The 21,068-nt window shown below is 63.2% G+C and carries 18 protein-coding genes; 11 read left to right on the top strand and 7 right to left on the bottom strand.

Annotated elements, in window-relative coordinates:
• Positions 1-70 precede the first annotated feature (70 nt).
• The 4 genes from VKV28_01280 (at position 71) to VKV28_01295 (ending at position 4,518) form a co-directional block, all read left to right on the top strand.
• Positions 71-1,039 (top strand): NHL repeat-containing protein, encoded by a 969-nt coding sequence (locus VKV28_01280; GenBank protein HLH75413.1) that lies wholly within the window; start codon positions 71-73, stop codon positions 1,037-1,039.
• A 60-nt stretch (positions 1,040-1,099) separates the two neighbouring features.
• Complete coding sequence (locus tag VKV28_01285; protein ID HLH75414.1) at positions 1,100-1,759, top strand: TetR/AcrR family transcriptional regulator; 660 nt, start codon at positions 1,100-1,102, stop codon at positions 1,757-1,759.
• 175 nt (positions 1,760-1,934) lie between these two features.
• Positions 1,935-2,150, top strand: a complete 216-nt coding sequence (locus VKV28_01290) for a hypothetical protein (GenBank protein ID HLH75415.1) — start codon at positions 1,935-1,937, stop codon at positions 2,148-2,150.
• Between the two features lie 1,243 nt (positions 2,151-3,393).
• Positions 3,394-4,518: a hypothetical protein gene (locus tag VKV28_01295; GenBank protein ID HLH75416.1), complete on the top strand. Its 1,125-nt coding sequence runs from the start codon at positions 3,394-3,396 to the stop codon at positions 4,516-4,518.
• 154 nt (positions 4,519-4,672) lie between these two features.
• On the opposite strand, the gene VKV28_01300 is transcribed toward VKV28_01295, so the two are convergent.
• The 4 genes from VKV28_01300 to VKV28_01315 form a co-directional block, all read right to left on the bottom strand.
• Positions 4,673-5,542: a hypothetical protein gene (locus tag VKV28_01300; protein ID HLH75417.1), complete on the bottom strand. Its 870-nt coding sequence runs from the start codon at positions 5,540-5,542 to the stop codon at positions 4,673-4,675.
• A 252-nt stretch (positions 5,543-5,794) separates the two neighbouring features.
• On the bottom strand, positions 5,795-6,631 hold the full coding sequence (locus tag VKV28_01305; GenBank protein ID HLH75418.1) for an anti-sigma factor: 837 nt from the start codon (positions 6,629-6,631) through the stop codon (positions 5,795-5,797).
• Between the two features lies 1 nt (position 6,632).
• Positions 6,633-7,190: a sigma-70 family RNA polymerase sigma factor gene (locus VKV28_01310; GenBank protein ID HLH75419.1), complete on the bottom strand. Its 558-nt coding sequence runs from the start codon at positions 7,188-7,190 to the stop codon at positions 6,633-6,635.
• A gap of 93 nt (positions 7,191-7,283) precedes the next feature.
• On the bottom strand, positions 7,284-8,099 hold the full coding sequence (locus VKV28_01315) for a class III extradiol ring-cleavage dioxygenase (GenBank protein ID HLH75420.1): 816 nt from the start codon (positions 8,097-8,099) through the stop codon (positions 7,284-7,286).
• A 249-nt stretch (positions 8,100-8,348) separates the two neighbouring features.
• Between VKV28_01315 and VKV28_01320 the strand changes: the two genes are divergently transcribed.
• Both VKV28_01320 and VKV28_01325 read left to right on the top strand, forming a co-directional pair.
• A complete protein-coding gene (locus VKV28_01320; protein ID HLH75421.1) occupies positions 8,349-9,323 on the top strand; it encodes an amidohydrolase family protein in 975 nt (324 codons plus the stop codon).
• A complete protein-coding gene (locus VKV28_01325) occupies positions 9,320-10,609 on the top strand; it encodes an MFS transporter (GenBank protein ID HLH75422.1) in 1,290 nt (429 codons plus the stop codon). Before VKV28_01320 ends, VKV28_01325 begins: the two co-directional genes overlap by 4 nt.
• 64 nt (positions 10,610-10,673) lie before the next feature.
• On the opposite strand, the gene VKV28_01330 is transcribed toward VKV28_01325, so the two are convergent.
• The 3 genes from VKV28_01330 to VKV28_01340 all read right to left on the bottom strand — a co-directional run bounded on the left by VKV28_01330 (position 10,674) and on the right by VKV28_01340 (position 13,840).
• A complete protein-coding gene (locus VKV28_01330; GenBank protein ID HLH75423.1) occupies positions 10,674-11,846 on the bottom strand; it encodes a hypothetical protein in 1,173 nt (390 codons plus the stop codon).
• 103 nt (positions 11,847-11,949) lie between these two features.
• Entirely contained in the window at positions 11,950-13,065 is a 1,116-nt protein-coding gene (locus VKV28_01335) for a redoxin domain-containing protein (GenBank protein HLH75424.1), read from the bottom strand.
• Positions 13,066-13,150: 85 nt separating this feature from the next.
• Positions 13,151-13,840: a hypothetical protein gene (locus VKV28_01340; protein ID HLH75425.1), complete on the bottom strand. Its 690-nt coding sequence runs from the start codon at positions 13,838-13,840 to the stop codon at positions 13,151-13,153.
• Between the two features lie 201 nt (positions 13,841-14,041).
• Here VKV28_01340 and VKV28_01345 point away from each other — a divergent pair, with 201 nt between their 5' ends.
• From VKV28_01345 to VKV28_01365, 5 genes are read left to right on the top strand one after another with little or no spacing between them, the layout of a single operon-like run.
• Complete coding sequence (locus VKV28_01345) at positions 14,042-14,443, top strand: BlaI/MecI/CopY family transcriptional regulator (GenBank protein HLH75426.1); 402 nt, start codon at positions 14,042-14,044, stop codon at positions 14,441-14,443.
• Positions 14,433-15,284 carry a M56 family metallopeptidase gene (locus tag VKV28_01350; GenBank protein ID HLH75427.1) on the top strand — a complete coding sequence of 284 codons (852 nt, stop codon included), beginning with the start codon at positions 14,433-14,435 and terminating at the stop codon, positions 15,282-15,284. Before VKV28_01345 ends, VKV28_01350 begins: the two co-directional genes overlap by 11 nt.
• 21 nt (positions 15,285-15,305) lie before the next feature.
• Positions 15,306-16,733 (top strand): TolC family protein, encoded by a 1,428-nt coding sequence (locus VKV28_01355; GenBank protein ID HLH75428.1) that lies wholly within the window; start codon positions 15,306-15,308, stop codon positions 16,731-16,733.
• On the top strand, positions 16,730-17,734 hold the full coding sequence (locus tag VKV28_01360; GenBank protein HLH75429.1) for a hypothetical protein: 1,005 nt from the start codon (positions 16,730-16,732) through the stop codon (positions 17,732-17,734). Before VKV28_01355 ends, VKV28_01360 begins: the two co-directional genes overlap by 4 nt.
• A 12-nt stretch (positions 17,735-17,746) precedes the next feature.
• Positions 17,747-20,827, top strand: a complete 3,081-nt coding sequence (locus VKV28_01365; GenBank protein HLH75430.1) for an efflux RND transporter permease subunit — start codon at positions 17,747-17,749, stop codon at positions 20,825-20,827.
• Positions 20,828-21,068: the final 241 nt, after the last annotated feature.

The following is a 21,068-nucleotide window of genomic DNA, read 5'->3' on the forward strand; positions in this document are numbered from 1 at the left end:
CTCACGCGCGTTGGGCGCCCTCAGGTTGCTCGCGGCTGTTCCCGGCTGCTAGGTTAAGCGGCTATCGCCGATGGAAAACTCAATACGCTTTTTTTGGGCATGTCGGCTGGGGTTGTTGCTCCTGGCCTTGGGATGGTTGGCGGGATGCGGTAGCGGAAGTAGCACCAGTGCGTTGGGCTCGGCGCTGGCGGTGAGCAACCAAAGCGCCAACAGCGTCACATTCTATGCGGCGGGCGCCAGTGGCAATGTCGCTCCTAGCGCCATTCTGGCCGGCAATTCTACTCAACTCAATGGACCTACCGGGCTGGCCTTCGACTCCAGCGGGCGGCTGTACGTGGCCAACCTGGGCGGCGCCAGCGCGGCCGCATCGATCACGGTCTACCCTCCCGCCAGTAATAACAACACCGCTCCGATGAGCGTGATCAGCGGCAACAACACTGGGCTGGATCAACCGATGGGTCTGGCGGTTGCCAACGGCACGATTTATGTCGTCAACGCCGGTAATAACAGCGTCGCGACCTTTCCGGTTGGTGCCAATGGCAATATCGCGCCCAGCACCCTGATCGCCGGCTCCTCCACCGGGCTTAACTTCCCCACCGGGATCGCGATCGACGCCAGCGGTAACCTCTACGTGGGCAATACCAACGGCGGCGCGGTGGATATTTTTCCAGCCAACAGCTCCGGCAACGTGGCTCCCGCCAGCGCGATCGCTGGCAGCAATACCGGTCTTAATGGCCCCGCCGGGCTGGCCCTGGCCGGCGGCAATCTGTACGTGACCAACCAGTTGGGTTTCACCCTTAACGTGTACCCGGTGGGCATCAACGGCAACTTGGCCCCCTCGCAAACCATTTATGGTACGGGCAGCGGCCTGAACCAGCCGGTGGGAGTGGCCGTGGGAGCCGGTTCCATATACGTGGTGAATTTAACGAGCATCACCAGCTATCCGGTCAGGGGCAACGGCGCGATCGCCCCCAGCGCGGTGCTAACGGGCGCTTCCACCGGCCTAGCCCATCCGGTGTTTGTAACAATCCTGCCCTGAGCTAAAGTCAAAGGCTCGAACCAGGCGATGCGATCTACAGGTCGCCGCACGCGGTTTTCGATGGACGGACGGACGCTGCGCGGAAAGCGCATTCGAGAACAGATCAAAGCTCAAATTATCGCCGCACATACAGATCTGATGCGCGAGGGCATTCCCTTGCCCACTACGGTCGAGGTGGCGCGGCGGGCCGGGCTTTCACTCCGGGTCCTCTTTAAGCACTTTCACGACGCCAACTCCCTGCGCAAAGCCGTCATCCAGCAACTGCTGACCGAATCCCAGCGCATGATGGCCCAGCCGATCGATTACTCGCTGCCACTGGGCGCACGCTTTTTAGCCTTCGTCGAGCGCCATACTCGCATGTTGGAAGCGATGACGCCCTTTCGCCGTGCCGGCTGTGTCCTGGAGTATTCCATGCCTCTCGTCGCGGCCTCGCTGCGTCGTGCCCGCCGCGACACCATCGGCGCTATTGCCGAGGTCGTGACCCCAGAGATCTACCGCCTGCTGCCCGCCAAGCGAAAAGAGCTGATCGCCGCGCTGCACACAGTTTGCTGTTGGCCGTCGTGGGAGAATCTGCGTGTGGTCCATCGTTTCAGTCAGGCGGCCGCCCGCCAAGTCATGGCGCAATCCGCAATGGCCCTGCTGCGTGAGGCTTTCGCTGCGCGCAGTACGGAACTTGCCCTGGGCAGCAGCCTCGCGCCCGCCGATCCCAACCGCCAATAAGCCGCCCCACGCACGGAGCCATCATGCCATGCATTAGGCGTGCATAGTTACCCTTGACAGTTAGTAGACGCCGGAGTTAGCTATATTAGCCTTTGTTGAGCGGTATTAATGGGGTCGCTCGGGGCAGTGTAAAAGGCGACCGGATTGGACCAGCGTGAGAAAGAGGAGGCCTTCGATGTATTCCGGCGAATTGGCAGGCTTCGAGCCCGATCGTTATCTAATGGCGTGCTATAATGGCGACAAACTACAGGCCCGTCACTTTCCGCATGGCCAACAAGTTCAGCCCCGTGACGGTCTGGTGGCGGTCATTGAGGGGCATTTACATTTGGCTGGCGATTGCGAGTGGTGCGATCGTGTACGTCATTTGTGCTGGTCGCGCCGCATCTTCTAGTCGTCTCGCGAATCTTTGTGCCAGGTTAAGCGAGATTTTGAGGAGTCGCGCACCGCTTGGCACCTAAGGGCGAGCCCGGCCTTGCCTCGCGAAGGTTGGGACACGGCGGCTCCCGCCCTCAGCGCTTGACTACGCTTTTTTAGCAGACGGCACGTATCTCAACGCTTTGAGCGCCAGAAGTAATGTGCAGCCGCGCCCTCGTTCTGCCACAGTGACTCATTGAGATAGCTTTCGCCGCACCGCCGCCCGCTTGCCGCGCTACCATGAGAGTTAGGAGACGTGGTCGCAAGAATTGTAATGAACAACCAGTTAAGGAGTCGCGGGAGTTCGTGGCGCCAGCGCGAATGGGCTGCACTATGCGAGCTTCCGCGCACGCTGCTTTGGAGCACTGCGATGGCGGTGGTTTTGTTGGCGATTTTTGGCGGGTCTTTTGTCGCCGACATATCCCGACCAGCTACCTGCAGCGCACTATGAACCAACGCCTGGTTGGCTCAGGCATAGCGATGTCGCCTATTTCGATCGCGCAGCGCCGGTGCCATATCGGTTGTATTTGAGCGACGCCGACTTGAGCATCGATAATCTTTCCAATCACCAAGGCCAAGTAGCCACTGAGACCAGCCCGTCGGGTCCCATCGGCCGGCCCCACAGCAATACTTAGCAAGCAATCCTCAATTTGCTCGGCAACGCTTTTTATCGGGCAATTCTGCCGGGTTTCAATCGTGCTCGCGCGGCTTTGCCTTGTTCGTTTCGACCCGAGGCATTTCGCGGCGCGGGAGCGTGGTCAGCGAATCACGGTTGAGCGAGAGTGAGCGCGAAATGGCTGGGCCGCGCGCCCTTGGCGCTGCCGGTTTGGGGGATACCGTCAGCAGCGGCAGCCCAGCCATTCCGCTTGGGGGATGGCGCTGTCTGGGGGAACAGCGCACCCGGGCACGACGCAAATTTTATACCGCCGCTATTGGGAAGAATTTGCCGCGAGATTTGGCGCGAGGACCGCACGCTGGTTGCCAAAGTGCAACGCCCACACTCAGTTGCTCACCCGACCAGCCCCAATTTCAGGGCGTGATATCTGGCCTTTCGCAAAAGGCCAAGAGAAAAGGAACTTTCGCAGAAACTACAGCCGCCGGGCTCTCCATCGAACCCTAATTCGGCCGCTTTCCCGCTCCCACGCAGTCAAGCTCCCGTGCTATGAAGAAACTCTACTCACCGGCTTGATCCGGCGACGCACGTGCAAGGAGGTTTGGCGATGGCTGACAGCACTAACTGTCGCTTGGTGGGGCATTTCGATTGCCCGGGTGGTGGCCAGGTCTGGCTGGACGGCACAACCATGTATATCGGACACATGAGCAGTCCCCATGGCACCTCCATCGTCGATGTCTCCGATCCTGCTAGGCCACGCTTGCTGGCCACGGTAGAGATTCCCGAGGGCTGGCATTCGCACAAGGTGCGCGCCGAAGGCGGCGTGATGGTGGTCAACCACGAGCGGGCCGGCAAAGCCAACCCCGAGTTCGGGGGCGGGCTGGGGATCTATGACGTCAGCCGCCCGGGCGCACCCAAACTTATCACCAAATGGAAGACCGAGGGCGGCGGGGTCCACCGCTACTCGTTCGACGGCCGCTACGCCTATATCTCGCCCACGGTCGAAGGCTATATCGGCAATATCATGATGATCCTTGACCTGGCCGACCCCAGCCGACCTTTGGAAGTAGGCCGGTGGTGGATTCCGGGCCAATGGAAAGCCGGGGGCGAACAATATCCGTGGGGCGATGGCGTGCCGCCGCGCTGCCATCATCCGCTGCGGCTGGATAACCGGCTGTATGTTAGCTATTGGCATCACGGCCTGTTTATCCTGGACATCGAGGACATGAGCCGACCGCGCATGGTCGGGCAGTTCAACGTCGAGCCGGCCTTCCCCTGGCCCACCCATACCGTGCTGCCCATACCCCATCCGCTCAAAGGACGCCGCGTCGCGGTGGTGGCCAACGAGGATGTGCTCAAGCTGCGGCCGGCTGCCCCTTCTTTCGCCTGGGTGTTCGATATTACCCACGAGAGCCAACCTTTCCCGATAAGCTCGATTCATGTCCCGGGCGTAGATCGCGACGGCTCACCACAGCCCGATATGACGGGCTGCCATCAGCCTACCGAGCGGCTGGCGGGCGACGTCATCCCGTTTGCCTGGTTCGCCCAGGGACTGCGCCTGATGGATATCTCCGATCCCTACACGCCGCACGAGGTCGGCCATTATCTGCCCGACCTGCAGCCGGGATGCGACCGGGTCTGCGCCAATGACGTGACGATCGACGATCGCGGGCTGATTTATGTCGTCGATCGGCTGCGCGGCGTCGATATCATCCAAAGCAACCTGCTTTAACTGGCGCCCGCTACCCAGGCTTTAATCGGACAGAAAGATTGCTCAGCTGAAAAGATTGCTCAGTTGAATGGTTACGGGCAGGCGCCCGCTGGCGACGGGTGCGGGTCGCCCTTCCCCCCTTCGCCTGCGCCTGCCCGCAACTTGCGCAGGCGAGCTACATACCTGCCATCGTCTTGGAAGAGAAGAACAGGAAGAAATTGGACGGTACCTCGATTGCGCTGCCCGCTTTTTCCGCCGCGTCCAACTCCTCGGTCGAGGTGATTCCAGTGCTGCCGTCGGCCGGCGGCCACTCGTTGGGCGAGGTCACCAGAACCGGTTTGACTTCCCACCAGATTGCCGGGTCGTTCAGCTCGGTGTTGTCGATTACGTGGCTATGATTGGGAGTGGGCACGAACACATTGGTGGCCGGAGCAGGGAGCTTGCCCAACGCGACCAGGGCAGGCCCCAGATCCACGGTCGAGGAATGCATCGTGCAGGTGCCTGGCGCTTCGCCTGGGGTCGGGCATTGGGTATAGACCAGCGGCTTGGTCTTGAACCCCTCGGGAATCGCGCCGAACAGTTTGATCAGAGTGCTGCCCAAGGCCGAGCCGCATAGAGTCGTGGAGCGAACCCCAGGGGGACACGCCATGGCGTCGGCCGGATTCTGATCGTTATCCACTGAGAACATCGGAATTAAGACGTAAATGGGTTCAGTTTGGGTGGTTGAAGCGCCGCTGGGATCGATCGTGGGTTGAATCGCCGCCTGGCAGATCTGGGTCTGAAATTCGCCCGGATCGGACTGGGCCAGGATGCCGTTGAAGTTGAGGTCGTCGGTGGGTTCGTCCACGCAGTCATAATTCATGGTATAGGTGAAAGTGAGCACTTGACCCGCGCCGAAGCCGAGGGTTTGGTTGGCTGCCAGGCTAGCCGGGGTTGCGGTGGGTACCGCCTGGGCCCTCGCCGAGTCCGAACCGCTGCAGGCCGCCAGTGCCACCGCTAAAAGACTCGCCAGCGCAGCGCTGAAGATGCCATCTCGAAGCCTCATTGATCTTCTCCCTCCCGGGTTAGTGATGGCCAAGATACGGAGCGGAAGAAGAAACGGATTGCCGGATAAGACTTATTTTTGACATTTCCGCGGCCCCGTCTGATGGCGCCGGCGGAAACCCAGGGTCTTCCAGCAGCCTTGTATGTAGCGGATGTAGTAGAACAATCGACAGATGTGGCGCGACAGGCCGGTGCAGCCTTGGGGAAAGTACCCCGTCTAGCAGCGAAGGTCGCCGCGCCATTCAGGGCGCTGTTAGGTGGGTGCGCCCTTGAGATACATCTGACCGCTGGGTTTGCTGACGCCAGCCGCGGGCTCCAGCGTGACCGCGCTCAAAAGCACGTGCTGATCTGAAGGCGGCATGGCCACCGGCGCCACTACCGGGCCCGATTGCCCGACCCGAAACAGGCCGGCGGGCAGCGGCCCGTGCTCGCGGGTAATCCACCATACCTCGTAGGCTTTTCCGGGCGGGGTGCGGGGTAAGCCCGAGGCCTGGATCAGTGCCGCATGGTTGCGCTGACTAACCGCGATTAGAGCCCCGCCGCCGCGGTTGGGAGAAAGCGGCTGCAAGCGGGTCAATTGCAGGTCGGGCGCGGTCAGCACCTGCTCCATGCGGACCCGCTCGCCCAGCACCTGTTGCAGCGTGGCGACTGCATCACGCGCCGACGCCAATTGCGAGCGCATCTGGGCCATGCGAGCGCTCTGAAGTTGGCTAGTCCCACGCATTTGTGCAAGCTGTCGGCTGATAACTCCGGCGTAAACCACGACTCCAACCAAGCCAGCCGCCAATGCGGCGCTAACCCAGCGCCAGCCGCGCGTCACACCTGCTCGGCGCGCCAAGCCAACCCGAGGAGCGGCAGTCTGGGGCTCCAGGCGCGCGGCCACACGCCGCCACACCCGCTGTTCGGCGCTTGGCTGCGCGGGATCGAGAGCGAAGGCCATTGCGGCGGCGGCCTCGCGCAAGGCGTCCAACTCGGCTTGGCATTCGGCGCAACCGGCGCTCAGATGCTCGGTTAGATCCCGCGCCTCTTGTGGCTCCAGCTTGTCGACCGCGGCCAGCGGCAACAGGTCTTTGTAATCCTGATGCTCCATGCTACACGTCCCGCCCCGCCAGTGCCTGACGCATCCTGGTCAGAGCACTGCGAATTCGGGTCTTGACGGTGCCTAGCGGAACTCCCAGTCGGGCGGCAATCTCGGTTTGCGAAAGCTCGGAAAAGTAGGCCAGTTCCAAGGTGTCGCGCTCACTACGCTGCAAGCCCGCCAGGACGGTGCGCACTACTTGGGAGCGCCGGCCGCGCTCGAGTTGCGCGGCCGGCTCAGGTACGGGCTCGGGATCGTCGGCCGCCATGGTCTTGGAACGCGCCTTGATCGCGCGCAAGCGGTCCAAACAGCGGCTGCGCGCGATGGTAATCAGCCACACCGCCGGCGTACCGCGGCTGGGGTTGAAATTACCCGCTTCACGCCAGACCTGCCACAAGACATCGGCCGCGATCTCCTCGGCATCTTCTTCGCTGCGCAAAAACCGCCAAGCCAGCGCGGTGAGCATCCTGGCGTAGCGTGCGTTGAGCGTCCGCAGCGCTGCGGTGTCGCGCGCCGCGATTTTGCCGATCAACTCATGATCGGACAGCTCGGACTGGATTGGATCGGCCACCGCTTGTTCGGCTGAGATACGCGGCTGGTAGCTTGTCAGATTTAATTTTCACTGAAAACCCCAGCCGGCGGGTCTACGGCTCAGGCAACGAGGTCACCTAGCGGACGGCGGCGGCTCGAAGAGAAAGGTCTGATTGGACAGGCAGCCATAGAAAATCCCCTCGTAAAGCCTGCTTACCCGCTCCCCGGGGGCCATTGCGCCCAGGATGTAGAACAAGGGATCAAAATGGTCGGGGGTCGGCACCGCCAAGGCCGCGTGAGGCGCCCGCCGCTGGAAGTCCAAAATAGCCTCACTATCCGCAGCAAGCAGGCGGTCGGCCAACCAGCGATCGAATTGCTCCGCCCAGGCCATCGGCGGCACTTCTTTTTCCCGCCGGCGCAGAAAGAGATTGTGGGCGCTGCCCCCGCTCCCGATTAAGAGCACCCCTTGCCCGCGCAACGGCTCCAGCAGCCTGCCGATACGGGCCAATTGGCGCGGGTCGCGGCCGGCCGGAATCGACAGCTGAAGCACCGGAATATCGGCGTTGGGATAGAGCGCGCGCAGCGGAATCCAGGCCCCGTGATCCAACCCGCGCTCGGGCTCGATCCCCGCGGCTTCGCCTCCCGCCTCCAGCAAGGCCGCGATACGGGCGGCGAGCGCAGGATCGCCTGGCGCAGGATAGCGCAGGCGGTAAAAGGGTGGCGGATAGCCCGAGAAGTCGTGAATGGTCGGGGGTTTCAAACTTGCGGTGAGCTGGCTCGGGCCGGGCTCCCACCAATGGCCCGAAATAACCACGATAGCGGCTGGGGTGGGAATGCTACGCCCTACTTGGTGCAAGGCGTCGATAAAGGGATCTTCAGCTAGTGCCTCGGCGGCGGCTCCATGTGAGATAAACAGCATCGGTAGGGTGGATTGCCGGACGCTAACCATCGGTTTCCCACACTCCAGGGCCTAGCGGACTAATACGTGTGCCGACGCTCTTGCCCACAGGGTCACGATACCGCGCTCGGGGTCGCGCTACAATGCGCTCACTCAGCCACTTCCTCTCCGCGGTTCACGCGCCCTGTGAGGATCAGGACGCCAATGCTGGCATTTTTATCGCACTCGCAGTAGCGTTCTGCGCGATAGCGCAAAATCCTAATCGCAGCTAACCAAAGCCGCCGCCAGGAGGGACCGCGCGTGAGGATTGTAACCCTCGAAGATCACATCAGCACGCCGATGCACAATCAAATGTTACCGCCGCGCGGCCAACGTACCAGCAGCCTAGAAGAGCGCGGAGCCGAGTTCGGAATCGACATTTTCGCCGAACTCGACGAGTTGGGAGCAAAACGGATAGCCGCGATGGATGCCGCGGGTATCGATCTACAGGTGATGTCGCTAACGGTGCCCGGCTGCCAAGGCTTTGCCGCCGACACCGCGATCGCGATGGCGACAGACGCCAACGATCGGATGGCCGCCGCGGTCAGCGCTCATCCCACGCGGCTGGCAGCCTTCGCCGCGCTGCCCACCGCCGAGCCACAGGCCGCGGCCAAGGAATTGGAGCGCGCGGTCAGCCGCCTGGGTTTCAAAGGCGCGATGATCAACGGCCACGCGCGCGGTGAGTATCTCGATGACCAGAAGTTCTGGCCGATCTTCGAGTGCGCTCAGGCTCATGGGGTACCGATCTATCTCCATCCGACATTCCCCCATCCTACCGTGATGAAGACCTACTTCGCCGGCTACGACGAATTGGCCCTGGCCGCCTGGGGCTTTGCGATGGACACCTGCACCCATTTCATGCGCTTGATTTCCGCTGGCCTGTTTGACCGCTTCCCCGAGCTTAAAATCATTCTGGGCCACCTCGGCGAAGGATTGCCCTTTTGGCTCCATCGCTTCGACGACCACACCCGCTTCCAGGCCAAGCGACGGGGGTTGAAAAAACGGCCGGCACAATATCTGCGCGACAATCTGCTGGTCACCACCAGCGGCAACTTTTTCACTCCCGCCTTTGTCTGCACTTTGCTGGCGCTGGGAGCCGACAACATCATGTTTTCGGTCGATTGGCCCTACGAATCCAATCGCGCCGGGACCGACTGGTTGCGCCAACTGCCGATTAGCTCGGCCGACCTGGAGAAGGTGGCCCATCTCAACGCGGAGCGCGTGCTGCACTTATGAGCCGCGCGGGCCGCGCGGCAGGGGAGGACTATGGCATCTTTGCCAATCGCTGGTGGGTGGTCGTCGCCTCGGCGTTTGGGCTGATCGTCAGCGCCGGTCCAATCAACATCTTCGCCTTTGGCGTCTTCCTCAAACCAGTCTCGCAGGCGTTGGGGATTAGCCGCGGGTTGCTGGGATCGGCGCTGCTGATTACCACTGCGGTCGGTACCCTGGCCAATCCGGTGGTCGGCGCCTTGGTCGACCGCTTTGGACCGCGCCGAGTGCTTATGCCGGGGATCGCACTGTATGCGATGGGCGTGGCCTCATATTCGCTGATGACCTCTTCGGCCGCGATGATTTATCTACTATTCGCCCTATCGGGGGTTTTCGGCGGCGCACAGTCCCCGGTACCCTACGCCGCGGTAGTCTCCAAATGGTTCGATCATGAACGCGGCCTAGCCCTAGGAGTTGCGATGGGCGGAGTAGGCGTGGGCGCGGCAGTAGTCCCTCAACTGACCGCCCTATTGATTAGCCATTATGGCTGGCGCGAGGCCTTTGTATGGCTGGGAGTCTGCATGCTGCTGATCGCCTGGGTTCCGGTGGCGATCTTCGTGCGCGAACCCGCCGCCTACGGCACCGCCCGCGCGGCCAAGCGCCGAAGCCCCGACCTGCCTGGAGTCAGCGCCCGCGACGCCATCCTGCATTCCTGGCGCTTTTGGGCTTTGACGGTGGCCTTTTTTCTGGGCGTGGCGGCCATCAACGGGACCCTCTCGCAACTGGTGCCGCTACTCACCGATCGAGGGATGAGTATGCAAGCCGCGGCCTCGATCCTGGGGGTGGCGGGATTAGCACTGATCGCCGGCCGGGTGATCTCGGGCTGGTGCCTGGACCGATTCTTCGGCCCTTACGTCTCGATCTGCTTCTATCTCTTCCCCATCGCCGGCATCGCGCTGCTCGGCCGCGGCAGCGGCGGATTGGTGCCGATCGTGGGCACCCTGCTGTGCGGCCTGGCGGTGGGCGCCGAGGTCAACCTGATGGCTTTTCTGGTTACTCGCTACTTTGGCCTCAAGGCCTACGGCACCATCTACGGCGTAATGTTCGGATTTTTTGCCGGCGCCAACGGGGTGGGTCCCTTTTTGGCCACTCACTCCTACAACTGGTACCACTCCTACGGGCCGGCTTTTGTCTGGTTCCAGGCCGCCCTGCTGGTCGCCATCGCCCTGTTTGCACCGCTGGGGCCGTATCGCTACCCGGCCGGACAATCGATGCCGGCGTTGGAAGAGGGCGCCGCCGCCGTTCCCACCTGACGCTAGATTAAGACTGCGCCTAGCTGGACTCTGCACGCTGTGAGATGACTCCAGGGCTATCCAGTCAGGAAGTTTTTTCCGACGCAGTGGCCAAAAGATGGCTGCCGTAGGCGGCTGTCGCGGCATCCCAATTGAGCGCACGATGAGCTGCGATCGCGTAAAGATCGCGCATCTGACGCTGCATCGGATTGTTGCTGAACAATACCCGGCCGCCAGCGCCATTAAACAGTCGCTGCGCGGCCGCCAGCGCCAATTGCACCGCGAAGGCCGAATTGACCCGCACCCGCAAGCGCTGATCGGTTGAAGGCATCTCGCCCCTTTCCACGGGTTCCAGCGCCGCGCGCAGGGGGTTCAGGTATGCCAGCCCCGCAGCGGTCAGCTCCGCCGCCGCGACTCCGGCCGTCATCTCAGTGCCCATATGGGGCATGGCAAAGCCAGTGGAACTGCTGCGCGGCGTTTGCATCACCTTCTGATATTGCTCCAGCATCGCGTCGCCAACCCCCACCGCTAGCGCGGCGAAACCGGTGGCCACGATCGGCATCCGCGGCATGCGGAAGACGGCCGCGCTGTGGGAATCGAGCGCCGGCGAAGCGCCGCTGTCGGCCGCATCGGCGTCCACCACCCGATGAGCAGGCACGAAGACATCCTTGAGCTCCAGGCTCTTGCTGCCAGTGCCGGAAAGCCCGACCACCTGCCAATCGTCAATCAGCGTGCCCGCGGCCCTGGGCAGCAGGAAAAAGCAGCGCTGCGGGGGTTGGCCGTCGACGCGCAGGAAACCGCCGCAAATTGCCCAAGTGGCGTGATCGATCCCGCTCAGGTAGCGATGGCGGCCGGAAAAAATCACCCCACCGGGTACCGGTCGGGCTTGGCCCGCGGGCTCGATACTGGCGCAAATGCGCGCGTTGGGATTGGCACCCCAAACGTCCTCCTGGGCGCGCGGATCGAAGGAGGCCAGCAATTGGTTATGATCGCTGAAGATATTGGCAACCCAGGCTTGCGCGGCGCAACCGCGGGCCAGGGTCTGACCGACCTGGCAGACCACATCCCACCCCAGTTCGTAGCCGCCGAAGCGCGCTGGCCGGCAAATCGCCAGGATGCCGCTAGCGGCGAAATCGTCGATCGTCTCCTCAGGGCAGCGGCGCAATTCCTCGCATCGCTGCGACCGTTCGCGCAACCTACCTACCAGCGACTGAGCCCGCGCAATCATTTCGGCGGGGGTGGGAATGTGAGCGGCCATCGACCTCACGCCTGGGCTGGACTTGGCAATACCCATAGCCCACGCCCTCGCTCGCGTGCAAATGGCGGCGGTTCGCGACGGCTCCCGGGGCTCTGGTGGCAGTTTATAAAAACCGCTTAAGCGCCATTTGCATCAGCGGATTGGACCAATCCAACGCTCCTTGGAAATCCCACCAGATCACGCCCTTGGGACTGATGATCAAAGTGCTGGGAAGAGCGGCTCCGTTTCCATAGCTGGCGCTGAGCTGACCTTGCGGATCAAGCGCAACCGGAAAATCGTAGCCCTGCTGCTTGACGAAATTGGCAACGGCCGCCGGCGAGTCCTTCTCGTCGACTGCGAGAATCTGAAAATCGGGGTGAGTGCGCACCAACTGAGAGAGTTTTTCCAAAGTGGGCATCTCCTTGCGACAATCCGCGCACTGGATTGACCACAGATTGAGCAGGACCGTCTTGCCCTGCAGCGCGGCCAGCGACGTGGTGCCGCCACTCAGCTGCGTCAGGGTGAAGGCGGGCGCCTGATGGCCAGCCATCTTGCCCGAGCCGGGAACCAGGGAGGCCAGCCCTGCGATGGCGCCCAGCTTATCGCCCACTAACCCTTCCAAACCGCTCAGCGGAGATTTGGAATTGTTCGCCGCGCTGGAGGGCTCGGGTGAGGCCTGCGCGCTCGTTGCCGCGCTGAGCGGCGCAGGAGCGGGGGGATTGTTGGCAGCGACCTGTGGCGTCGAAGCGGACGGGACGCTCTGGGTCGAACCTGGCGCCTGGCTGATTGCCCGGCCGGGCGCGCCCAGCCGATCTAGCGCGCGGGAGAGCGCGAAGCCTGCGGCAAACGCCAGCACGGTCGCCGTCACTGCCACCACGCGGGAGGGCGAAAAGCCGCGTGGCGCAGTCGCCGTGGGCGGATTGGCCAAAATGAAGCTGACCGTGCCCAGCCTCAATTCGTCGCCCGGCCCCACGGTTGTGGCTCCCGTTACGCGCCGATTGTTGACGAAGGTGCCGTTGGTCGAACCGAGATCGGTTACGGTATGCCGGCCCAGACGGTAGCTAAGCATTGCATGGTGGCGCGACACGCTGATGTCGCGCACCACGATATCGCTTCCCTCTTCGCTGCCCATCACCAGGCGCGATTTGATCAACAGATATTCGCGGGCCGAAGCGGCAGCGGCACCTACAGGGCAAAGGCGGCCATTGGCACGGCCCAGGCGCTTGCCAAACAACTTCATCGGCGCCGCGTCACCCCTCGCCGGCGACGTCCCTCCACGTCCCTAACGCCCTCGATGCTGGTTACGCCGCAGGCCGCTATCAAGCTCACGGTGTACTGCCGGGCTGAGCGCCGAACTGCTGCATCTGAGAGCCCAGATACTGGATTTGCGCGCCGAGATAACCCACCCCTTTCTTGGCTTCGCTGGCGCTCCAGTTGGCCCCACTGCGAATCTTGGCCTCCAGCGCGTGGATCTGATCCTCGGCCTGGGCCTGCGCTGTCGGCGGCTGTTGGCCACTCCAATGCGTGGCGTCATCGACATAGTCACTGGCCGCTTTCAACCATCGTCCTGCGCTGGCGTGTTGTTGACGGGTCAGCGCGCGGTCGGCCAACTCGCGATAATGGCCTGCCAGGGCCAAATCGGCGCGGGCAAAAGCGAGATCGAGCTGGCCGCGCGAAGCGATGTCACCGGCGGCGACTTGAGAGGCGAGCTGTTCCAAATTACCGGCGGCGGTGCTCAATTGGCCGCTGTGAACGGAGCCCTCGCGCCGTGATTCCAAGCGCAACAAGGCTGCGGCCGCGCGAATCTCGGCCGCCGCCCCACTGTTGTCACCCCGCGTAAACAGCGTCGAAGCCTGATCGAAATGGCGCTGCGGCTCGCCGATTAATGGATTCAGCACGTCGTTGGGCAGGGTGCCCGCACCTTGCGCCGATGGTGTCGGTTGCGCCCAGACAAGCGGGCTGACTACGGTGACCGCCAGAGCCAGTAGGCATAGGCGCAGCAGCATCTTACTCATAATCCTCCAGCTCCAATCTTCGAAGTTGATGACGCAGTTTTGCCCGCCTTAAAGCCGCACCTCCGATCGAGAATAGCCCGCGTAGGTACCAGGCGCATCCCCTTCTTGACCGGCTGGTTGCACGACCAGCGCACGTTCAAGGCCACAGCCTCATAAAACAAGTTGCATACTACGACACTTGTCGTATCATATAACCAAGCCATGAAAAGTCGAAGCTTCCGTCTGCCTGGCGGCGACCTCGAGTACGCCATTTTAACCAAGCTGTGGGAATTGGGCAGCGCTTCGGTGCGTGATCTTCACGCCCAGGTAGGCGAGCCGCAGGGCTTGGTGTACACCACCACCGCCAAGGTGCTGGATCGGCTTCACATCAAGGGATTGATCGATCGCGAGCGCAAGGGCACGGCCTTCATTTACCGTCCCCGCGCCGCTCGTGCCCAAGTCGAAGCCGCGCGCGCGCGTAATTTCTTGACCCGCCTGCTGGGTCCTAGCCCGCGCTTGGCAGTGGCCAGTCTAGTCGACGCGGTAGAAGCCCTCGATCCCAATCTAGTCGATGAGTTGGCGGCAATTATCGCCGCTCGTCGGAGGTCACAAGATGGAACGTGAGTCCTGTCTGACCATGCTGATCATTCTTTTGGGCGGTCTAACCATGTTGGCCTGCGGATGGTGGCCAGCCGCGGATGCGCGCACGGCCAGCGCGCGGGCCCTGGAGCGAATCGCTTGGCGGCGGATCTGGGTCCCGGTGGGCCCCGCGCTGGTAATGGTCGCCGCGCTGTGCGGGTGGGCCTTGAGCGAACGCGATCCAGTGCCCGAGAAGGTCTCGGTCTGGCTAATCGCGCTGAGCCTACCCTGCGCCGCGCTGGCGCTTCGGGCGGGGCTGCGCGCGCTCGGTGCGCTTCTCTGCGCGCAGGATGATTTCACCACCGCAACCTTCGGTCTGGTACGGCCCCGGGTTATGTTTTCACCCTATCTGGCCCGCCAGCTATCGGATCGCCAGCTCCGCGCCGCGCTGGAACATGAGCGTGCCCACGCCCGCCATCGTGATCCGTTGCGCATCTGGCTGGCGCAACTGGCCACCGACCTGCAATGGCCCTGGCCGCCGGCGCGCCGGCGTCTGCAGGCCTGGCTGGACGCACTGGAAGTGGCGCGCGACGAGGAGGCTCGCGCGGCGGGAGTGGAGGGCAGCGACTTAGCCGAAGTGATAGTCGCCTGTGCGCGCTTGGCGGGCGCCGGCAGCCATCGCCAAGCCGCCTTGAGCGGCGAGGCCGCCAGCCTCAAGCAGCGCGTGCAGCGCCTATTGCTCCCGTTACCGGCGTGGCCCACAACCCCTGGGTTTCGCAAGTGGATACCGGCGATGGCATTGAGCGGCCTGCTGATCGCAGCCCTGACTCTGGGCGCCATCTTCGGCGAGCCGCTGTTGCACGCGCTGTTCGCGATCACGGCCTGAGCGCCAACGAGACCGCAATCCATGCGATCGCACCTGGTTGACCTGGCTTTTCTGCTCGCCTGCGGTTTATGGGCCTGCGCCAGCTATCAGCCGGCCCCGCTGCAACCGGCGCAGAGTGCGCGCCACTTGGCACAGCGCAGTTTGAGCAATCCGCAACTGTGCCGCTATCTGCAGACCAATATTACCAACCCACCGGGTGACGCCACATGTCCGCCATCGCACTGGGATTTAACCAGGTTGAGCTTGGCGGGGTTTTTCTACAGCCCGACTTTAGCCCTGGCGCAGGCCAACTTGGCGGTTGCCACAGCTGGCATAATCACGGCGGGCCAGCGGCCTAATCCCAGCATCGGGCTGGGCCCCCAATACGGAGCGACCCTGGCGCCCGCCTTTACACCCTGGGCGATCGGCGCGGCCGAGCTGGATTTCCCGATCGAGACCGCCGGCAAGCGGGATTATCGCCTGGCTCGGGCACGCGCGCTGGCCGAGGGTGCCGCGCTGGGGGTGGGCGAAGCGGCTTGGAGCGTGCGCCAAGCGGTGCGCTCGGCCCTGGTAGCCGAACTGATCTCACAACGCAACTTGGATCTGGCGCGAGCCTACCAGGCCGCCTCGGTTCAAATCGCGCGCCTGATACAACAGCGGGCAGCGGCGGGCGAAATCGCCGCGCCTGCGGTTGATCTTGCTTTAACCAACCTGGCCAACGCCCAGCTCAAAGTCGCCCAGGCGCAAGCCCGCATTCCCGCTGCACGCAACCAACTGGCGGCAGCGATAGGCGTCCCGGCGCAGGCTTTGCGCGGGCTGAACTTGGCATGGCCCGGCTTTAACCATCCCCCTCACGCCATCGCGCTCGACGCGGCGCGTGTGCGCCGCCTGGCGCTTCAAAACTCCCTGCAGCTGCGCCGTCTGCTGACCCAATACGCCGCCGACGACGCCGCGCTGAAGCTGGAGATTGCCCGCCAGTACCCAAACGTCAATCTGGGAGGCGGCTACTCCTGGGAGGGGAATGAAAACATCTTCGAGCTGCTGCCAGTCATCACTCTGCCGCTGATGAATCAAAATCAGGGACCGATCGCCCAAGCCCGGGCTCGGCGGGCGCAGGCCGCAACCCTTTTTGTCGCGGCCCAGGCGCAAGTTATCGCACGCGCCAACAGCGCACTGATCGACTATCGTGGCGCGCTTGAAGTGCTGAACCGGGCCACCCAGGCCGCCACCTTCGCTCAGCGACGCTTGGCCGGGATAGAGCGGGCGCAGGCGCTGGGTGACCTCGACAACCTGACTCTGGCCAGCGCCGAACTCGACACCATCCAAGCCCGCCAAGCCGAGCTGAGCGCCTTGCAAGGCGCTCAAAGCGCTTTGGGCGCTTTGGAGGATGCGATGCAACGGCCGCTGGAGAGCGGCGCGCAGAGGGCCTTCACTTTGCCCCGGCGCCAAGTCACCGAACAAGCCCTATGATCCGGCGAAGTATTGCGCTGATTGCCGTGCTTTTGGCATTGGCGCTGGCACTTAAAGTGATCGCCGCGAGCGCCGATGAAGACGATGAAGACGAAACGATCGTCTCCAGCGCCGTGCATCTTTCGCGCGATCGCGCGGGGCGGGTAATCATCGCGCTGACTCCCAGCGCACAGAAAGCAGCCGGCATCATAACCGCCACCGTCCCGCCCCTCATACGGCGGATCGAGGTTGAAGCCTACGGGCAGGTGCTCGACCCGGAGCCGTTGGCCGCGCTGGACAGCGAGCTTGCCGCGGCACGCGCGCAACTACGAGCCGCGCGGGCGCAATACGAGCGCACCCGCCGGCTTTATCAGGAGAACAACAATGCCTCCTTACGCGATCTGCAGAGCGCGCAAGTCCAATATTTCTCCGACCGCAGCCGCTGCCAGCTACTCCAGCAGCAATTGCGCAATGGCTGGGGTAGCGAGATTGCCCGCCTGAGTGGGAAGGCTCGTCTGCGCCTGATTAGCGCCTTGGTCGATCGCCGCGAGGCACTGGCGCGGGTCACCGTGCCGATGGGCGCGCCGGTTGCCAGCACTTCCGATAGTGCCAGCGTATCGGTAGCGGGATACGAAGACCAACCAATTGTGGCCCGCGCGGTTTATTACGCACCCTCGATAGCACGCGGGATGCCCGGGCAAACCCTGCTGATATTGCTGGCCGCCGACGGCATCGAGATTCCTGCGGGTAGCGCGATCTTCGCTCGTATTCCAACCGCCGCTGGCGCGCTCGTACACGGCGTGATGGTCGCCCGCTCGGCGATAGTCAGATACGCCGGCCGAAGCTGGGTCTATCAGGCCCTGGACGTGGGCCGTTTTACCCGCCGGCCGATCCGCGTGGCACAAATTACCGAGCAGGGTTATTTCGTGACCGATCTGCCCCCCGGCACCCGCATCGTGCGAGCTGGGGCGCAGGTGCTGCTGTCGGCTGAACTCAAGGATCAGATCCGCATCCAAGACTGACGAGCGCAGGCAATGCTGCGAGGGATAGTCAGCTTTTCGTTGCGCTTTCGCGGGATCGTAATCGCGCTGGCCTGCCTGACTTTCGGCTATGGAATTTATTGCGCCGTCAGCGCCAGCCTGGGAATATTCCCGGAATTCGCTCCGCCCCAAGTGGTAATCCAAACCGAGGCTCCAGGGTTGGCTGCCGAGCAGGTGGAAGCGCTGGTCACGCAGCCGATCGAGAATCGGTTGCTAGGAATGAACGACGCCGCCAGCATCCGCTCCCAATCGATCCAGGGGTTGTCGGCGGTTACCACCGTGTTTCACCAAAATAGCGACATTTTTCGCGATCGCCAGATGGTCAGCGAGCGTTTGAGCGCGATCGCAGGTGAAATGCCCGCAGGGGTCGGCGCGCCCACCTTGGCGCCGCTTACCTCGGCCACCAGCACCTTTCTTACCTTGGGGCTGAGCTCTCACCGGATGGCAGCCACCGATCTGTGGAGCTTCGCTTATTGGACCATCCGGCCGCGGCTGCTGGCGGTACCAGGGGTGGCCAAGATCGCGATCTACGGCGGCGGGGTCCGCGAGCTCCAGGTCCAGGTCAAGCCGCACCGCTTGTTGGCCTACGGGCTGGGTATCGAGCAGGTGTTGGCGGCCACTCGGCGCGCCACCGGAGTTGAAGGCGCGGGCTTTTTTGAAAACGACAACCAAAGGATTGTAATTCGCACCCAGGGGCAAGCTTTGACTCCGGCGCAACTGGGCGAAGCAGTGGTGGCGACCCGCCAGGGCATCAGCGTGCGCCTGCGCGATCTCGCCCGCGTGCGCTGGGCAGCGCGGCCACTTACCGGGGACGCCGCGATTTTCGGCAAACCAGGCGTGATTTTGGTCCTCTCTAGCCAATACGGTGCCAACACCTTGGAAGTAACCCGCCGCACGCAGGCCGCTCTGCGCGACTTGGCACCAGTGCTCACGGCCCACGGTGTCAAATTGTTCCCCAAACTGTTTCGCGCCACCGATTTTCTGCACATCGCTGTGCGCAACGTCGAAACCTCGCTGCTGGTCGGTGCGGCGCTGGTGGCGATCGTATTGATCCTGTTGCTTTACGATCTGCGCGCCGCCGTCATCTCGCTCAGCGCCATCCCGCTCTCCCTGCTAATCGCGGTCATCGCGCTGCGCCAAACTGGCGCCACCCTCAATACCATCACGCTGGGCGGGCTTGCCATCGCGATAGGCGAGGTGGTCGATGACGCCATCATTGACGTCGAAAACATCTTCCGCCGCCTACGCGAAACCCCCGCCGCCGACGCTCGGCGCCCCCTGTTGGGGGTGATCCTGGATGCCTCGCTGGAGGTTCGCGGCGCGGTGGTATATGCCACCTTCGTGGTGGCCCTGGTGTTCTTTCCGGTGATGGCGATGGGTGGCGTGCAGGGCAAGCTGTTCGCACCGCTGGCGACCGCCTATGTGTTGGCGATCATGGCCTCGCTAGCCATAGCCCTGACCTTGACCCCAGCCCTGTGCGCGGCGCTGGGGCCGCGGGCCGGAACCGGCGCTCGCACCCGATTCGTGGCTTGGCTGACCCGTGTCCATCGCCGTCTTCTCGAAGCGGCACTGGATCATTCGCGCGCGCTGACCATGGCCACCACCGCGCTTTGCCTGGCTGCCGCCGCCACCTTGCCGTTGCTGGGCGGCAGCTTTTTGCCCGAACTCCAGGAGAGCAGCTTTATCGTGCACATGGTGGGGGTTCCAGGCACCTCGATCGCCGAGTCGATGCGGATGGGCGGGCGGGTCACGCGCGCCCTATTAAGTGATCCCGATGTCAGCAGCGTAGCCCAGCGCAACGGTCGCGCGGTGCTGGGCGACGATACTTCCGGGCCGCAGGAAAACGAATTTGACGTCGCCCTGGCCCCTCACCATGGCGAGGACCTCGATGAAGCGCAGGAGCGCGTGCGTCAGATTCTGGGCGGCTTTCCAGGGTACGCCTTCAGCCTCAATTCCTATTTGACCGAGCGCATCGAAGAGACCCTCTCCGGCCAGAGCGCCGACGTGGTGGTGGAGATCTTCGGCCACGACCTCAATGCACTTGACAACGTGGCCGACCAAACCGCTCGCCTGCTGCGCACCATCCGCGGCGGAGTTGACGTGCAGGTCGCCGCCCCAGGCGGAATGCCCGAGCTGGTGGTGCGCCTGAAACCTCACCGGCTGATTCAGTTCGGCTTCTCGCCGCTCGATGTTCTCTCCGCTATCCGCACTGGCTACCAAGGCGAGGTGGCGGCTCAGACCTACGACGGCAATCGGATCTACGATGTTACCGTCATCCTCGATCCCAACCAGCGGCTGGATCCCGAGGCGCTGGGCGATTTGCTCCTGCGCTCGCCCGAGGGCGAGGTGGTGGCGCTGCGCGAACTTACTTCGATCTCTCTGGAAGCTGGCCACTACGCCATTTTGCACGACGGCGGCCGGCGCGAGCAGATCGTCACCTGCAACGTGGCCGGGCGCGCGCTGGACTCCTTCGTGGCCCAGGCCCGGCGCAAGCTGGCCTCCCTGCGGCTGCCGGCAGGCACTTATTTTGAATTCGGGGGAGCCGCGCAAGCCCGCTCAGACGCGCTGCGCCAGATGGTGGTCAGCTCCACGCTGGCCGCCGCGCTGATCCTTGTCCTGCTCTACTTGGCGTTCGGCAATCTTGCGAACCTAGCATTGGTTTTGATCAACGTACCGTTCGCATTGGTCGGAGGGGTGCTAGCGGCGTGGCTTGGAGGAGGTTATCTGTCGCTAGGCTCGATCGTCGGCTTCGTGACGCTGTTCGGAATCACGATGCGCAATTCGATCATGATGGTCTCTCATTTTCAGCACCTGGTGTCCGTCGATGGCCAGCCCTGGAACCGCGCCACCGTCCTGCGCGCGGCCTCCGAGCGGCTGCTGCCCATCGTAATAACCGCCACGGTAACGGCTTTGGGAGTGTTGCCCCTAGCCTTGGGCAGCGAAACGCCCGGCCGGGAGATCGAGGGGCCGATGGCGATTATTATCCTGGGCGGATTGCTGACTTCCACTGTGCTCAATTTGATCATTTTGCCCGGCGTGGCACTGCGCCACGGCCGCTTCGCTCCGCCCGCGTAAGCAGCCTTAGCCGGCTGCAGAAAAAGCCTCCGCCCTGATCCCTGTCTCTCATCTGCCGCGATGCTCCTGCGCTATGCGTAGGCTGTGGTTTTTCCGAATTGGACTTCTCATTCAAGATTTCGCGGGCGCTGGGTAAGCTCGGCCCCGACTACCCGTGCATCATCCTGAGCAGCAGCAAAAGACTCCTGGAATGCAGGCCCTGCCGCGGGCGACCAGCACGAACCCCCAGCCTGCGTGACCT

The organism is Candidatus Binataceae bacterium, assembly GCA_035294265.1.
GTDB lineage: Bacteria > Desulfobacterota > Binatia > Binatales > Binataceae > DATGLK01.

Coding starts and splice junctions, on each gene's coding strand:
- VKV28_01280 (HLH75413.1), top strand. CDS start 71: ATGGAAAACTCAATACGCTTTTTTTGGGCATGTCGGCTGGGGTTGTTG.
- VKV28_01285 (HLH75414.1), top strand. CDS start 1,100: ATGGACGGACGGACGCTGCGCGGAAAGCGCATTCGAGAACAGATCAAA.
- VKV28_01290 (HLH75415.1), top strand. CDS start 1,935: ATGTATTCCGGCGAATTGGCAGGCTTCGAGCCCGATCGTTATCTAATG.
- VKV28_01295 (HLH75416.1), top strand. CDS start 3,394: ATGGCTGACAGCACTAACTGTCGCTTGGTGGGGCATTTCGATTGCCCG.
- VKV28_01300 (HLH75417.1), bottom strand. CDS start 5,542: ATGAGGCTTCGAGATGGCATCTTCAGCGCTGCGCTGGCGAGTCTTTTA.
- VKV28_01305 (HLH75418.1), bottom strand. CDS start 6,631: ATGGAGCATCAGGATTACAAAGACCTGTTGCCGCTGGCCGCGGTCGAC.
- VKV28_01315 (HLH75420.1), bottom strand. CDS start 8,099: ATGGTTAGCGTCCGGCAATCCACCCTACCGATGCTGTTTATCTCACAT.
- VKV28_01325 (HLH75422.1), top strand. CDS start 9,320: ATGAGCCGCGCGGGCCGCGCGGCAGGGGAGGACTATGGCATCTTTGCC.
- VKV28_01330 (HLH75423.1), bottom strand. CDS start 11,846: ATGGCCGCTCACATTCCCACCCCCGCCGAAATGATTGCGCGGGCTCAG.
- VKV28_01335 (HLH75424.1), bottom strand. CDS start 13,065: ATGAAGTTGTTTGGCAAGCGCCTGGGCCGTGCCAATGGCCGCCTTTGC.
- VKV28_01340 (HLH75425.1), bottom strand. CDS start 13,840: ATGAGTAAGATGCTGCTGCGCCTATGCCTACTGGCTCTGGCGGTCACC.
- VKV28_01345 (HLH75426.1), top strand. CDS start 14,042: ATGAAAAGTCGAAGCTTCCGTCTGCCTGGCGGCGACCTCGAGTACGCC.
- VKV28_01350 (HLH75427.1), top strand. CDS start 14,433: ATGGAACGTGAGTCCTGTCTGACCATGCTGATCATTCTTTTGGGCGGT.
- VKV28_01355 (HLH75428.1), top strand. CDS start 15,306: ATGCGATCGCACCTGGTTGACCTGGCTTTTCTGCTCGCCTGCGGTTTA.
- VKV28_01360 (HLH75429.1), top strand. CDS start 16,730: ATGATCCGGCGAAGTATTGCGCTGATTGCCGTGCTTTTGGCATTGGCG.
- VKV28_01365 (HLH75430.1), top strand. CDS start 17,747: ATGCTGCGAGGGATAGTCAGCTTTTCGTTGCGCTTTCGCGGGATCGTA.